Raw genomic sequence first — 12,824 nt, forward strand, 5'->3', positions numbered from 1 at the left:
CTCAGCACTAAGAATTACGCGAAGCGTGATCTCGCCCCGCTAGATGTCCTGCTCCCGGATGCGCACTGCGCTACTCATTGCCGAACCTCTCGTAGAGTTCGGGCAGAAAGCCGGCCAAGTGGTTCATTTCCTGCGCACAGTGCACCAGTAGATTCCGTCCACTGGACTCGGCGTTACCGAGTATTCGGGAAGCTATGGGGCGCACCGCCTTTGAGGCGACGCCGGGAGCTTTGCGCACCGCGATGTGCGAGCCGCCCATCCAGAATCGCGACCGCATCTCCGACCCAGCCCGGGTGGAGCGGATGTGATGGATGAACCATCCGACATCCACGGGTGCGTCGCCGGATCCCAGTCGCGCGCAGACTGCCACGGCGTCATCGGAATCGGGCGGCAACCCCATGACGGCAGGTTCGACGAATTGTATTGCGGCACTGAGCATTGAAGAGCCGATGTACTCGTTGATCATCGACCACCGGCCGATGTAGCGTGACGCGCCGCTGGCGTCGTTACCGTCCTTCCATGCGGCGGACAGATGCGCACGGGGATGCCACAGCTTGTAGCGACGGCTGTCACTGCCGTGCCAACCGAACCACCAGGCCCACATGCCGGGCGTGACACCGGGCATATCGGTACGCACCGAGACTTGGTAGCTGCCGTCTTCGAGCACGCCGAAGCCGTTCTCGGTCTGTTGATAACCCTCATCGGCGACGCTGGCCGCGTCGGCGAACCCCAGCAGCGTTGGCTCGGCCTGGGTGCCATGCTCCAGCGCTTCGACGACATGCCTTGGCAGCGCCGCCATTTCGGGTTTGAAGTACTTGCCCCACGGTGTGTCGGCGTCGCCGCCGCGGTAGCCGAGGTAGAGGTCAGTGGCCATCAGAGTCTTCCCATCCAGCTGTTGAAGAGGCCGTCGGGATCGTATTGGGCGCGCACCTGATCCAGCTTGGCCATGGCCGCGTCGCTGGCGAACCGTGCCGGACGTTGGCCGAGGTTTTCGTCGGCGAGTTGGATACCGGTGGCCAGGTGCGACATGGCGGCCATGTTCGAACGCGCCCAGTCGCCGTACTTGGCGTCCTCCGCTGAGTCTTTCCACGCCCCGTACAGCGCCAGGTAGATCTCGTCTTCGATGCTGTACGCCATGTCGGGGCGCTGCGGTGACGGTCCCCAGTTCAGCCACAGGAAGTGCGACGGATGATCCGGGATGGTGTCGATGATGTTGCGGATTCCGGGCAACAGTTCCTCGGCCGACGCGCCGGTCCACATGTTGTCCGCGCTGTAGCGGTAGTCCTCCAGGTAGTTGCTCATCACGGCGGTGTACCAGGTGGGCATGTCCGTGGGCATGTAGGGAACCGAGACGAGCGCCTTATCCAGCACCGGAACGGTGCCGAATATCGCGAGGGCCTCCTGCGCTTCCTTCTCGGTGTCGGCGAATGCAGGTGAGGCGAACGTGATCGAGGGGGTTTCGATACCCATGCTCGGCACGCTGCGACCCGCCACGATCTGCATCTCGACGCGGCGGTCCACCTCGGAGCTGACATTGCGAGCCCAGGTGTAGATCTCGTCGGCGTACTCGATCGGGTAGACGTAAACGCTGGTGCCGCATGCGCCCGGGCGTGGAAAGAGCTTGAGGTAGAAGGACGTAACCACCGCGAAGAAGCCGGGGCCGGCGCCACGGGCAGCCCAGTACAGGTCGGGGTGATTGTCTGCGTCGCAGTGGATCTGTTCACCGTCGGCGGTTACCACGTCCAGGCCGATGACGTTCTCGCACGCCAGGCCGTAGACACGGCTGTTCCAGCCGTAGCCGCCCTGCAGTAGATAGCCGCCGACACAGACGCCTTTGCAGTGGCCGGCCGGAAAGAACAGGTTCTGCGCCTCGAGTTCACCCATCAGGATGCTGCCGCCCTTACCGGGACCGACCACCGCGGTCCCTTTTTCGGCGTCGATCCTGGCGTGGTCGATGCGGTGGACGTCTAGCAGGAGTGCACCTTCGCGCAGATGGTTGGCCGCCCAGCTGTGCCCGCCGGCTCGGATGTTGACGTTGAGCTTGTTGGCTTTCGCATACCGGACGGCGGCGACGATGTCGTCGGTGTCAACGGCCACAACGATCACTTCCGGGTAGCGCTCGGGAACGCGTTGGTTCCAAACAGTGCTCCGGCGCGCTTCTTCATAGCCGTCGTCCCCGCGGAAGTAATGCCGCCCCGTCGGCAGTGCACTCATCTGCGTCTCCTTTGATTCGTATTACGGTTCTTCTCAGACCGCGATGCGGAACACTATATTGGAATCGTGGGCTCGATGGAACGGAAAACACCGACAAATCGCGACGAGGGAATCCAGGTGCTGCGTCGCGCCGCGGCGGCCCTGGACGAGATCGCCGCTGAGCCCGGACAGTTGCGTCTCGTCGACCTCGGCGAGCGGTTAGGCCTGGCCAAGTCGACGGTGCGACGCCTGCTGGTCGGCCTGGTCGAGGTCGGATTGGTCAGCGTCGATGCGAACGGCCGGTTTTCCCTCGGCGAGCGGTTGCTTGGGTTCGGCAGTGGAACCGGGGCGCACATCGCTGCCGTGTTCCGAGCGACCATTGAGCGAGTCTGGGAGGCGACCGAGGAAACGGTCGACCTTTCGGTGCTACGTGGCCAGCGGATGTGGTTCATCGACCAGATCGAGTCCTCATACCGCCTACGGGCGGTATCGGCCGTGGGGGTTCGCTTCCCCTTGCTGGGAACCGCAAACGGGAAGGCGGCCCTGGCAACACTGCACGACGAACACGTCGACGCCGCCCTGTCCCGGGTGGGCGCCGCGGAGGCCGACACCCTGCGCCGGGAAATCAACGAGATCCGTTCCACGGGAATCGCTTTCGACCGGGACGAACATACGCCGGGAATCTCCGCAGCCGCGATCGCGCGACGATCCGCCGGGGGCAACGTCATCGCGATCTCGGTGCCTACGCCTACCGATCGATTTCTGGAAAAGGAGCAGCAGATCGTCGCGGCCCTGCGCGTCGCCGCCGAATCACCGGCGTGGACATCACGCTGAGCCGTCGGCCACGGCACTTCCCTTTGCCGCGGCCGACGACTCTTGCTGCGGCTAAACGGCTGAGCCGGCGAACAATTCGCCCCACTCGTGGCGAGCGGCTGACTGCGCTTCGATGAAGCTGGGCGTCTCTTCGCCCTCGCCGGCCAGGTGGACCAGTGCCCATGCCATGGCATACACCGGAACCCGATGCCGTTGTGCGGCACCGTGCAATTCGTCGAATGCGGTGGCCGAACGGCATCGACGCAGCCCGATGAGGATGCCACGGGCGGTGTCGAGAATGCGACCGGAGTTCGGGTCGCAGGAAATCTGGGTAGGACCCCAGCTTGCGGTCATACCTTTCTTACCCCCTACTGATACGCCCACCAGCGGGACGAACATCTTGCGGGTGAAGACATCTCGCTGGGGGTGCGCCGCGTTGTGCGCACCGTGCCATGATTTGTGGCTGCGCTGCATTGCGCCAGAGGGCCGTTCGGATCGATATGCAGCTGTGAGTGTGTTGATATCGAACGAATCAGTTTCCGAGGACGCGCCGGGTGTAGTCGTTGAGGAAAACGCGGTTGGGATCGAGGCGGTCGCGGACAGCGAGGAAACGGTCCCAGTCCGGGTAGCGCTCGGAAAGGGTTGCGGCGCTCTGATAGTGCCGCTTGCCCCAGTGCGGCCGACCGGCGTACTCGTTCATGATCTCCTCGACGCCGCGGAAGTAGTTCTCGTACTCCATGCCGATGAACTGGTGCACCGCGATGTAACAGGTCTCGCGTCCGTTCGCGGTGGACAAAAACGCATCGTCGGCAGCGCTGAATCGAACTTCGAGGGGGTACATGATCGGCAGCTTGCGCCGCCGCACGAGATCGATGACGCGCTGAACGGCCTCGCGCGCATGCTCCCTCGGTATCGCGTACTCCATCTCAGTGAACTTGACGTCGCGTGAGCTGGCGTACACCTTCCAACCGTGGTCCTGGACCGTCGACGGCGACATCAGGCTCGTCAGTAGTTGGTTCAGTCGCGGTGCCGCGCTGGGGAATCGCCGACCGGCGCGGCAGATCACGGTCAGCCCGGCGTTCTCGAATTCCTCGCCCAGTTTCTTCTTCCACGCCGGCCCCGGCCTCGGTTCCTCGTTGCTGCGCCGGGTGGTGCGGGTCAGTGCCGTTTCGCCGTAGGGAAACACGAAAAACTCGAAGTGGTCGTTGCCGTCCACGTCCGCGTCGAGTCGCTCGAGTGTCTTGCTCAGCGGACGCAGCTCGTCCTCGCGGTGCAGCGTGAACAGCGGCACCACTTTGAGGGTCAGCTGCGAGACGACCCCCAGGGCACCGAGCGACACCCGCGTTGCCAGATAGGTATCGCCGTCGGACACGTCCAGAACCTCGCCGTCTGCGGTGACCAATCGTGCCGAGACAACTTGTGCCGAAACATTTTTGAAGCGCACCCCGGTACCGTGCGTTGCGGTGGCCGTCGCTCCGGTGATCGACTGCTTGTCGATGTCGCCCTGGTTCTCGATTCCGAACCCGTGCCCGGCAAGCTCCGCGAAGAGCGGATTCAGCTTGGCGCCACCTTCGACGGTTGCCAGCCCGTTCGCCGGGTCGACATCGATGACGCGCTGCAGACCGGTCATATCGATCATGACGCCGTCCGTGCAGGCGCAGTCGGTGAACGAGTGCCCGGTGCCGACGGCGCGGACCCGCTGTCCCCGTTGCGCTGCGCGGGAGACGATCTCGACCAACTCCGCTTCGGAGGTCGGTCGTTCGATCGCAACCGGCGCACAGATTTGGTCACCGGCCCAGTTCTTCCAAGTGTTGTTCATCGCACCAGCTCCCGTGCTACCGATTCGGTGACAGTGACCGTGTGAATCACGGTCTCGCACAACAGAATTTCTGCTGTATCAGATATTTGGTGGTGGTTGGACAGCGCCTTGTGGCGGTCGCTGGGCGCAAGCGTCGATGTCACAGGAAGGTGCGCCCTTCCCCCCGATACGTCGGGACGGTGTCCACGATCTGGGTACCGCGAAGCAGGTGCAGGCGGTCGAAGCGTTCACATAGTTCACCGGCCTTGGTGTGCCGGAAGTAGACCTTGTCGCCGACCTTGAGTCCCCGGGCGGGCTCGCCGGTGAGCGGTGTTTGCACTTCACCGGTGCCTTCCATCGGGTTGAGCTTCAACCCGACGGGCAGGTACGGCGTTGGCATCCGGTCCTTGGCGCCTACGCCACTGGCCAGGTACCCGCCGCCGAGCGCGGTAACGGTTTTTTCGTCCGGGCGCCGTGAGACCGGCAGCGCAAAGATGGCCGCCGGCGCCAACGTGAACGTCGAGTAGGAATCGAACAGCGTCGGGGCATAGAACCCCGATCCGGCGGTTGCCTCGGTCATCGCCGGTTCCCGTGCGACCCACTGCAAGTCGCCGGTGCCGCCGGCGTTGACGATCTGCAGATCGGCGACGGTGCGCACCAAATCCACGGCGCGGGCTCGACGTTCGGCCAACTCCGCGATCGACTGGCGCTGCATCCACCCGACGATGGCGTTCTGTGCGCGCTTGCCGGCAACCTGGTCGCCCAACCCGGCGATGTGGCCTTCGTAGGACATCAGTGCGACCAGCTTCAGGGACGGTCGCCGGGCGATTTCGACCGCCAACGCGTGTGCCTGCTCCGGTGTGTGCACCGGCGAGCGCTTGGGCCCGATCTTCAGCCGACCGCCCGCGGTCCAGTACCCGGCATCGAGGTCAAGGCACAACCGAACGGGATTGTCCGTGCGGGCTCCGATGGCAGCTTCGATCACGTCGAGGTGTTCGACGCTGTCGACCATGACGATCGGTGCGGTGTCGGGGCGATCGGCGGTGAGCTCGCCGAGCTCGCGCAATGCAGCGCGGTCGGTCGTCGGGTAGGCGAGCAACAGATTCTCGAACCCGTGGCCGGCCAACCACAATGTCTCAGGCAGGGTGAAGGTCATCAGCCCGTCGAAGCGCTTGTTCGAGTCCAGGATTTCCTGCTGTAACGACCTGCAGCGCAACGACTTTGATGCCACCCGGATCGGCTTGTCGCCCGCTCGCTCTAGCAACTGTGCGGCGTTAACCCAAAATGCGTCGAGATCGACGAACGCGAAGGGTGCATCGAGGTCCGCGAACGCCTCCTCGTAGCGCTGCAGCCGGCTACGCGGATCCAAATGTTGCTCGAGGCCGGCATTCACGCCGTCACCTTACTGAACATTTGCCGGATTGCAGACCGAATTGGAATCGAGTTCGCGCTATTGGCACGGTTGCCGGCAAAGCGACCGCAGGTTGTGCAAGTTGCCCAGTACCTCAGCTCGGACCGTTCGCCCCGTTCACGCCGAGCAGCAATCCGCGTCGACCTCCCAGACCGCCGGGAGCGCCGCCGGTGCCTGGGCCACCGGTGCCGCCGTTGCCGATCAGAATCGCGTTGCCACCGGCGCCGCCCGCGCCCGCTCCGCCGGGTGCGCCGCTGCCTCCGGCTCCGCCGTTGCCGAACAAGAAGCCACCCTGGCCGCCGGTGCCGCCGGTACCGAGCCCGCTGGCGCCGGCGGTACCGCCCGCGCCGCCGGAGCCGAACAGCAATGCCGCGCTGCCACCGCTGCCGCCGTTGGCGACACTGGCATTACCGCCCGCGCCGCCGTTGCCGCCGATGCCGCCGTTGCCGAACACCCAGCCGCCGTCGCCGCCGGTGCCGCCGCTGGCGTACAGCACCCCGCCCTGGCTGGTGGCCCCGCCGTTGCCTCCGTTACCGCCGAGCCCGACTAGCAGTCCGCCTCGACCGCCGGAGCCGCCGATGCCGCCGACCGGTTGCTGCGTAGCGATCGCGGCGCCGACGAGTCCCGTGGTACCGATGCCTCCGCCGTTGCCGCCGAGGCCACCGACACCTAACAGGCCGGCCGCGCCGCCGTTGCCTCCGAAGCCGCCCGAGCCGACGTAGCCCGCAAAGCCGGGTCCCGGACCACTGCCCCCGTTGCCGCCGATCGCACCGCTGCCGCCGGTACCACCGACCCCGTAAATCAAACCGCCGGGACTGCCGTCACCGCCGAGTCCACCAACACCACCGTTACCGCCGTTGAGAACTCCGGAACCCCCGGCACCGCCGGCCCCGCCGCTGCCGCCGGTGGCGCCGTTACCGAACAACCCAATGGGGCCACCGTTACCGCCAGCCCCGCCATGCCCGCCCTGATTGCCGTCCGCGTATAGCCCGTCACCGGCACCCCCGGTGCCGCCCACTCCTCCGGAACCCGGCGCGCCGTACAACAGTCCGCTCTGCCCGCCGTCGCCACCCTGACCGCCGTACCCACCCAAGCTGTTGACTGGCAACGTTGCATCGCTTAACCCGCCGGCACCACCCGCTCCCCCAGCACCGCCGAACCCGAATAGTGCGGCCCCGCCTCCGCCGGCGCCGCCGGATCCGCCGACGCCACCGGCGGAGGGGACGGTTTGCGTCAGACTCGGCAACGGCGCGGCGCCGCCGGCGCCGCCCGCACCGCCGACTCCTCCAAACCCGTAGAGCAGGCCGGCGCCACCACCGTTGCCGCCGATCCCGCCGCTGGTGCCCACGATGGTCCCCAGGATGGGCGCCCCGCCGTTGCCCCCGGCGCCACCGAAACCTCCGTTGCCCCAGAGCAATCCACCGTTGCCGCCGGCGCCGCCGTTAGGTCCGTTGTTGCCGGCGACGGTCGCGTTCCCCGCCGCGCCCCCGTTACCGCCGTTGCCGATCAGGCCGGCGTTGCCGCCGTTGCCGCCGCCCTGGGCGGGACCGCCGGGGCCGCCGTTACCGCCACTGCCGAACAGAATGCCGCCGTTGCCGCCGTTCTGTCCGACGCCGCCGTTGGCGCCGTCACCGATCAGTGGGCGCCCAAAGAGGAACTGAGTGGGCGCATTGATCAGGGCGAGCAGGTCCTCACCCACCGACTGTGCCGCCAGCGGTGCGACATTGGCGGCCTCCGCCAGCGCATAGGTTCCCGCTCCGGACGAAAGGGCCGTCACGAACTGCTGATGAAAGGCGGTGGCTTGGACGCTCAGCGACTGGTATGCCCGCGCATGTGCACCGAACAAGGCTGCGATCGCGGCCGATATCTCATCGGCACCGGCGGCCACAAGTGCGGTCGTCGGGGTCACCGCCGCCGCGTTGGCTGCACTCAGCGTGGAACCAAGGTTTGCCAGGTCAGAAGCCGCCGCCGTCAGAAACTCCGGCGCGGCGATGAGATAGGACAAAGTGACCTCCGCTGCCCGATGACTCAGCTAGCACCGAGCCGCCATCAAATCCTCGGCAAAGGGTATCGTGATCGCACCGCCAGACCGCGCATTTGCGTCGGCCGTCGTGCCTTCGGAGAAGCACGTGTCACAGGATGGCGCGGGCGTCTTTGGCCTGGGTGATCTGGTCCCAATCCACCGCGAGTTCGAGCAGTATCTCTTCGGTGTGCTGGCCGTGTTCGGGTGCGCGCGTCGGACCCGGCGGTGTTTCGTCGAATTGCACGGGGGCGGCGACGATTCGATACTTTTCGCCGCGATCGTCGACGTTGACGATTACGTACCCGTTCGGCTCGACCTGCGGGTCGTTGAGGGTTTCGCGCGGTGTCGCCAGGGCTCCCCAGACGCCGGGTTCGTCTGCCAGCACCCGCCGCCAGTGCGCGAGGTCTTGACTGGCAAACGCATTGGCGAATATGGCCGTTGCCTCGGCCGCGTTCGCGATCAAGTTGCTCGAAGGCACGAACCGTGCATCGTCGATGAGTTCAGCCAGGCCCATCCGCCGGCAGAACCCGGCCCAGAATTTGTCCGGCTGCAAAAAGACCAACTGCAGCCACCTGTCGTCCTTGGTCCGGTAACGGGCCACCAGCGGATTGATCGCCAATCCTGGTGGCGCGCCGGGGATCCCGTCGATATCGAATAGGTCTGCCACCGAGATCGACGGCGCGATCGCCCACATCGCCTGGGCCAGCAGCGACGAGTCGACGATGCTGGACTCCCCCGTTCGCTCGCGGTGGAACAGCGCGGCGCACACCCCACCGGCCAGCGTCGCCCCACCCTGTAGGTCGCCGAACGCGGTCCCTTGCACCGCCGGGTTTTCGGTACCGAACGGGGTGAGCGTGTATGCCACCCCGCCGCGTGCCAGATAGGTGGCAGCGTCGAAACCGCCGTTGTCGCGGTCCGGGCCGCGGACCCCCAGGCCGGTGCCCCTGGCGATGATGATGTCGGGGTTGAACGAACGGATGTCCTCGACCGTCAGCTGTGCGCGCTCCAACGCACCCGGCAGCCAGTTGGTCAAAAAGACGTCTGCCGAAGCAAGTAGCCGGCCGAACAACTCCCGGCCGATGCCGGTCTTGATGTCGATGGCGATGCTGCGCTTGCCGCGGTTGCTCAGCTCCAAAATGAAGTCCACGTCGGCGCGCGCCGCCTGGCGGGTGAAGCCACCGACCACCAGCGCCCGGCCCGGATCACCGGACGCGACGCCTTCCACCTTGATGACGTCGGCCCCCCAGTCCGACAAGGCCACTCCGGCCGATGGAACGTATGTCCAGGAAGCCAGTTCGACCACTCGAACACCGCTGAGCATGCCCGCCATCGCCCGTCCCCTCAGTGATCCACGTCATTTTTTGCTATTTTAGATATTCTAGCTACTGTAAGGCATGTCTGCTGGGGGCAGCGGGTGCGACGGACGGGACCGCCTTGGCGATGAAAAACGTTGGGCCGCAAGGCGGATCGTCCAGACCGGGGCCAGGGTGAAGGACAGGCTATGGGCCGAGTAACCGGAAAAGTTGCGGCGATCAGCGGAGCGGCGCGGGGGCAGGGCAGGTCTCACGCGCGACTGCTGGCCGCCGAGGGCGCCGACATCATCGCGGTCGACCTGTGCGAGGACATCGAGACCAACGAGTATCCACTGGCCCGGCCCGAGGACCTCCAAGAGACGGCCCGCCTGGTGGAGAAGGAAGGCCAGCGGGTCTTTTCGGCCGTCGTCGACGTCCGCGACCGTGCTGCCCTGGGGGCCGCCATCGACGACGGGGTTGCCGAATTGGGCCGGTTGGACATCGTCGTCGCCAACGCAGGTATCTGTCCGCTAACCGCCGGCCTGCCGCCGCAGGCTTTCGCCGACGCCGTCGACGTCGATCTGGTCGGTGTGCTCAACCTGGTGCACGTCAGTCTCAAACATCTACAGGCGGGTGCGTCGGTCATCGTAATCGGATCAAACGCCGCGTTCATGTCCTCAATGAACACCTCTGGCATTGACGGCGGCCCCGGTGGTGCCGGCTACGCATTCGCCAAAATCGCTGCTGCACATTATGTCAACGACTTCGCGCGGGCACTGGCACCGTTCTCAATCCGGATGAATGCGGTGCACCCGACCAACGTCAACACCGACATGCTGCACAGCGCCCCGATGTACCGGGCGTTTCGCCCTGACCTGCCCAACCCGACCCGCGCAGACGCTGAACCGATCTTCCCGTTGGTCCAAGCGATGCCGGTGCCCTACGTGGAGCCCGAAGACATCAGCGAGGCCGTGCTGTTCCTGGCCTCCGATGCCGCGCGTTACATCACCGGGCAGCAGTTGCGGGTGGATGCCGGAGGCTTCCTCAAAGTCAAACCATGGTCGGGTTCATGACGACCGGCGTGCAGCGCCGTCTCTACGAGCTGATGGTGTTGATGAAGACCGCCGACGACCGACTGTCCAAGGGCATCGCCACTGGCGAGTTCCTCTGTGTGTACTGGCCGTCGCGCGGTCAGGAGGCCATTGCCGCGGCGATGGGCGTGACACTGCGGCCCGACGATCAGCTGGTGACGACCTACCGGGGACTGCACGATCTGATCGGCAAAGGTGTGCCGCTCGAGGAGATCTACGGCGAGATGATGGGCCGCGTCGTCGGAGCGGGGCGCGGCAAGGGCGGCACCATGCACATCGCCAACCCCGACAAAGGCGTCATGCTCTCGACCGGCATCGTCGGCGCTGGTCCCCCGGTCGCCGTTGGACTGGCTATGTCCGCCAAACGTCAAGGGCTGGACCGTGTTACGACGGTGAGTTTTGGAGATGGCGCCACCAACACCGGTTCGTTCCACGAGGCGGCGAACATGGCCGCGCTGTGGGATCTGCCGCTGATCTTCGTGTGTCAGAACAATCTCTACGCGGAAATGACGCCGACTGCGGACACGATGAAGATCGCACACGTCGCCGAGCGGGCGGCCGGTTACGGCATGCCTGGCGTGCGCGTCGACGGTAACGACCCGTTGGCGGTGCAGTCCGCACTCGAGGAGGCGCTGTCCCGGGCACGCAACGGCGGTGGTCCCACTTTCCTGGAATGCGTGACGTTTCGCTTCCGCGGCCACTACTTCGGCGACCGAATGCCCTATATCCCCAAGGATCAGCTGGCCGAAGCGCTCGCGGCCGACCCGGTGCCACGGTTCCGCGGCCATCTCGAGGCCGCAGGCATCTGCACCGCGGAGGAACTCGACCGTATCGACGCGGACGCGCTGGCGGCAGTCGAAGCGGCGCTAGCTGCGGTGCTCAACGCCGATGCGTCGCCGATCGACGATCTGGAACAAGACGTATACGCAACCCCAATCACGTTCCCCGGGTGAGGAAGCCGGCTTGATGGACGAGAAAGAGATGACGATGCGCGAGGCACTGAACCTCGCGCTCGATCAGGCGTTGCAAGCCGACGACCGCGTGTTCCTTCTCGGTGAGGACATCGCCGACCCCGGTGCATCCGGACCGACCGCTGGCCTGTCGACGAAGTATGGGCACGAGCGGGTGCTGGACACACCGATCTCCGAAGCCGCGATTGTCGGTGCCGCGATCGGCGCCGCCATCGACGGGCTGCTACCGGTGGCCGAGATCATGATCATGGACTTCATCGGTCTTGCCGCTGACCAGTTGATCAACAACGCCGCCAAGCTGCGATTCATGACCGCCGGGCGCACGACGGCGCCGATCACCGTGCGCACCCAGGTGTACGCGGGTCTGGCCACCGGAGCGACGCACTCACAGTCCCTCGAAGCGTGGTTCATGCACATCCCAGGGATGAAGGTGATCGTGCCGTCCACCCCGCGGGACGGCAAAGGTTTGCTCACTTCGGCGATATTCGACCCGGACCCGTGCCTGTTCGTCGAGACGATCCGGCTGCAGAGCAAGAAGGGGCCCGTCCCGGTCGATGCCGGCTTCGCAATTCCCTTGGGCCAGGCCGATATCAAGCGGCCCGGCACCGATGTCACCTTGATCGCCTACGGCCGTGCGGTGCACGACGCCCTGGCGGCGGCGGCCACCCTGGACGAACAAGGCGTTAGCGCCGAGGTGGTCGACTTGCGCACACTGCTACCGCTCGACGTCGAAACCATCGTCGAATCCGCGCGCCGCACCAGGCGGGTCGTGATCGTGCACGACGCGGTGCAATTTGCCGGGCCGGGCGCGGAGGTCGCCGCGATCCTGGGCGCCGAACTGTTCGGCGAGCTGGCCGCCCCCATCCAGCGCGTCGGGGCCAGGTTTGTGCCCAGCCCCGCCACCGCAGCTCTCGAGGCGCACGTGTACCCGTCACCCGCGCGCATCGTGGCGGCCGCACAACTCACCCTGGAGGGCGCTAAAGCCCATGGCTGACTTCGCTATTCGAATCCCTCGTGTTTCCGTGGCGGTCTCGGAAGCCGAACTCACCGAACTGCTCGTCGACGGCGGCGCGTTCGTCGAAGTGGGCACCCCGATCTATGTGATCGCCACCGAGAAGGTGGAGCAGGAGATCGAAGCAGGCGCATCGGGCACCGTCCAGTGGACGGCCCAGATCGGCACGACCTACGAGATCGGCACTCAAATCGGCGTTATCGCCTCGTCATGAAAGGTA

12 protein-coding genes are annotated in these 12,824 nt (G+C 65.8%); 5 read left to right on the forward strand and 7 right to left on the reverse strand.

Annotated features, from left to right (window positions below):
* Positions 1 to 70 precede the first annotated feature (70 nt).
* Together A5634_RS00300 and A5634_RS00305 are read right to left on the reverse strand one after the other, a co-directional pair.
* Entirely contained in the window at positions 71 to 874 is an 804-nt protein-coding gene (locus tag A5634_RS00300; RefSeq protein WP_065142094.1) for a DAPG hydrolase family protein, read from the reverse strand.
* On the reverse strand, positions 874 to 2,214 hold the full coding sequence (locus tag A5634_RS00305; protein ID WP_065142095.1) for an FAD-binding oxidoreductase: 1,341 nt from the start codon (positions 2,212 to 2,214) through the stop codon (positions 874 to 876). The genes A5634_RS00300 and A5634_RS00305 overlap by 1 nt, the downstream gene beginning before the upstream one ends.
* 75 nt (positions 2,215 to 2,289) lie before the next feature.
* On the opposite strand from A5634_RS00305, the gene A5634_RS00310 reads away from it, so the two are divergent.
* The gene (locus tag A5634_RS00310; protein ID WP_065142096.1) at positions 2,290 to 3,027 is read left to right on the forward strand and encodes an IclR family transcriptional regulator; all 738 of its coding nucleotides are present in this window, start codon (positions 2,290 to 2,292) and stop codon (positions 3,025 to 3,027) included.
* A gap of 51 nt (positions 3,028 to 3,078) precedes the next feature.
* Here A5634_RS00310 and A5634_RS00315 read toward each other — a convergent pair whose 3' ends face one another.
* From A5634_RS00315 to A5634_RS00335, 5 genes are all read right to left on the reverse strand, one after another.
* Entirely contained in the window at positions 3,079 to 3,360 is a 282-nt protein-coding gene (locus tag A5634_RS00315) for an ANTAR domain-containing protein (RefSeq protein WP_065142224.1), read from the reverse strand.
* Between the two features lie 178 nt (positions 3,361 to 3,538).
* Positions 3,539 to 4,825, reverse strand: coding sequence for a D-arabinono-1,4-lactone oxidase (locus tag A5634_RS00320; protein WP_065142097.1), 1,287 nt, complete (start codon positions 4,823 to 4,825; stop codon positions 3,539 to 3,541).
* Positions 4,826 to 4,964: 139 nt separating this feature from the next.
* Entirely contained in the window at positions 4,965 to 6,197 is a 1,233-nt protein-coding gene (locus A5634_RS00325) for an amino acid deaminase/aldolase (RefSeq protein ID WP_065142098.1), read from the reverse strand.
* A gap of 112 nt (positions 6,198 to 6,309) precedes the next feature.
* The gene (locus tag A5634_RS00330) at positions 6,310 to 8,220 is read right to left on the reverse strand and encodes a PE family protein (protein ID WP_065142099.1); all 1,911 of its coding nucleotides are present in this window, start codon (positions 8,218 to 8,220) and stop codon (positions 6,310 to 6,312) included.
* A 127-nt stretch (positions 8,221 to 8,347) separates the two neighbouring features.
* Complete coding sequence (locus tag A5634_RS00335; RefSeq protein ID WP_065142100.1) at positions 8,348 to 9,568, reverse strand: CaiB/BaiF CoA transferase family protein; 1,221 nt, start codon at positions 9,566 to 9,568, stop codon at positions 8,348 to 8,350.
* 171 nt (positions 9,569 to 9,739) lie between these two features.
* On the opposite strand from A5634_RS00335, the gene A5634_RS00340 reads away from it, so the two are divergent.
* Genes A5634_RS00340 through A5634_RS00355 form a run of 4 tightly spaced genes read left to right on the forward strand, consistent with a single transcriptional unit; the run spans position 9,740 to position 12,818 of the window.
* Positions 9,740 to 10,603: a mycofactocin-coupled SDR family oxidoreductase gene (locus A5634_RS00340; protein WP_065142101.1), complete on the forward strand. Its 864-nt coding sequence runs from the start codon at positions 9,740 to 9,742 to the stop codon at positions 10,601 to 10,603.
* Complete coding sequence (locus A5634_RS00345; RefSeq protein ID WP_081290117.1) at positions 10,600 to 11,574, forward strand: thiamine pyrophosphate-dependent dehydrogenase E1 component subunit alpha; 975 nt, start codon at positions 10,600 to 10,602, stop codon at positions 11,572 to 11,574. Before A5634_RS00340 ends, A5634_RS00345 begins: the two co-directional genes overlap by 4 nt.
* Before the next feature lie 13 nt (positions 11,575 to 11,587).
* Positions 11,588 to 12,586 carry an alpha-ketoacid dehydrogenase subunit beta gene (locus A5634_RS00350; RefSeq protein ID WP_065142103.1) on the forward strand — a complete coding sequence of 333 codons (999 nt, stop codon included), beginning with the start codon at positions 11,588 to 11,590 and terminating at the stop codon, positions 12,584 to 12,586.
* Complete coding sequence (locus A5634_RS00355; protein WP_065142104.1) at positions 12,579 to 12,818, forward strand: lipoyl domain-containing protein; 240 nt, start codon at positions 12,579 to 12,581, stop codon at positions 12,816 to 12,818. Before A5634_RS00350 ends, A5634_RS00355 begins: the two co-directional genes overlap by 8 nt.
* The last annotated feature ends 6 nt before the right edge of the window (positions 12,819 to 12,824 follow it).

It is taken from the genome of Mycobacterium asiaticum, from assembly GCF_001673365.1.
Lineage (GTDB): Bacteria > Actinomycetota > Actinomycetes > Mycobacteriales > Mycobacteriaceae > Mycobacterium > Mycobacterium asiaticum_A.

What these genes read in the sequence shown, in the direction of transcription:
- A5634_RS00310 (WP_065142096.1), top strand. Translation starts at nt 2,290, where the DNA reads ATGGAACGGAAAACACCGACAAATCGCGACGAGGGAATCCAGGTGCTG.
- A5634_RS00320 (WP_065142097.1), bottom strand. Translation starts at nt 4,825, where the DNA reads ATGAACAACACTTGGAAGAACTGGGCCGGTGACCAAATCTGTGCGCCG.
- A5634_RS00300 (WP_065142094.1), bottom strand. Translation starts at nt 874, where the DNA reads ATGGCCACTGACCTCTACCTCGGCTACCGCGGCGGCGACGCCGACACA.
- A5634_RS00350 (WP_065142103.1), top strand. Translation starts at nt 11,588, where the DNA reads ATGGACGAGAAAGAGATGACGATGCGCGAGGCACTGAACCTCGCGCTC.
- A5634_RS00315 (WP_065142224.1), bottom strand. Translation starts at nt 3,360, where the DNA reads ATGACCGCAAGCTGGGGTCCTACCCAGATTTCCTGCGACCCGAACTCC.
- A5634_RS00340 (WP_065142101.1), top strand. Translation starts at nt 9,740, where the DNA reads ATGGGCCGAGTAACCGGAAAAGTTGCGGCGATCAGCGGAGCGGCGCGG.
- A5634_RS00335 (WP_065142100.1), bottom strand. Translation starts at nt 9,568, where the DNA reads ATGGCGGGCATGCTCAGCGGTGTTCGAGTGGTCGAACTGGCTTCCTGG.
- A5634_RS00305 (WP_065142095.1), bottom strand. Translation starts at nt 2,214, where the DNA reads ATGAGTGCACTGCCGACGGGGCGGCATTACTTCCGCGGGGACGACGGC.
- A5634_RS00345 (WP_081290117.1), top strand. Translation starts at nt 10,600, where the DNA reads ATGACGACCGGCGTGCAGCGCCGTCTCTACGAGCTGATGGTGTTGATG.
- A5634_RS00355 (WP_065142104.1), top strand. Translation starts at nt 12,579, where the DNA reads ATGGCTGACTTCGCTATTCGAATCCCTCGTGTTTCCGTGGCGGTCTCG.